We start from the raw sequence: 990 nt of genomic DNA, 5'->3' as shown, positions 1-990 counted from the left end.
ACCGGAGCGGCCGCCCGCCGCGCCGCCGGCCCCCGCCCCGGTGGCCGCTGGTCCGCCTTCCCAGGCGGAGCGGCGGACGGGCACGGTCCCGCTCGCGAAGCCGCCGGTGCGCAAGCTCGCCAGGGATCTGGGCGTCGACCTCCGCTCGCTGCATGGCAGCGGTCCCGGCGGCGTGATCACCAGGGCCGACGTCGAGAACGCCGTGGTCACCGAGCCCGAGCCGCCCACCACCGGCGGTGCGTTCCCGTCCGAGGCTCCGGACCGGCGGGTCCCGGTGCGCGGGGTGCGCAAGGCGACCGCCCAGGCCATGGTGCGCAGCGCCTTCACCGCTCCCCACGTCACCGAGTTCCTCACCGTCGACGTCACGCCGATGATGGACCTGCGGGCCAGGCTGAAGAACCACCCGGACTTCCGGGACGTCAGGCTCACCCCGCTGGCCTTCGCCGCGAAGGCGGTGTGCCTCGCCGTGCGCCGCACCCCGGACGTGAACGCGGTCTGGGAGGAGGAGAGCGCCGAGATCGTCTACAAGTCCTCGGTGCACCTGGGTATCGCGGCGGCCACTCCCCGGGGTCTCGTGGTGCCGAAGGTCCGGGACGCGCACCGGCTGTCGCTGCGTGAGCTGGCGTCGGCGCTGGAGGACCTGGCCACGACGGCAAGGGAGGGGAGGACCGCGCCGGCGGACATGCTGGGCGGCACCTTCACCATCACCAACGTGGGCGTCTTCGGGGTCGACACCGGAACGCCGATCATCAATCCCGGTGAGTCGGCGATCCTCGCGCTCGGCGCCATCCGCGACATGCCGTGGGTGGTGGACGGGCAGATCGTGCCCAGGAAGGTCTGCCAGCTGGCGCTCAGCTTCGACCACCGGGTGGTCGACGGGCAGCAGGGCTCCCAGTTCCTCGCGGACGTCGGCGCGCTGCTGGCCGACCCCGGGATGGCCCTGACCTTCTGACCCTCCCGGTCACGGCGGCCGCCCAGCGCATGGTGGGC

General features: G+C 73.6%; 1 protein-coding gene. It reads left to right on the top strand.

Translation table 11 applies throughout. The features are described 5' to 3' along the window. Positions 1-952, top strand: a 952-nt coding sequence (locus ACTIDRAF_RS0224830) for a dihydrolipoamide acetyltransferase family protein (protein WP_026066471.1), incomplete at its 5' end; no start/stop codon positions are given. Between the last annotated feature and the right edge of the window lie 38 nt (positions 953-990).

The organism is Actinoalloteichus spitiensis RMV-1378 (assembly GCF_000239155.1).
GTDB classification, from domain to species: Bacteria; Actinomycetota; Actinomycetes; order Mycobacteriales; family Pseudonocardiaceae; genus Actinoalloteichus_B; species Actinoalloteichus_B spitiensis.
The sequence above is the reverse complement of the archived record's forward strand: the minus strand, read 5'-3'. Positions and strand labels throughout refer to the sequence as shown.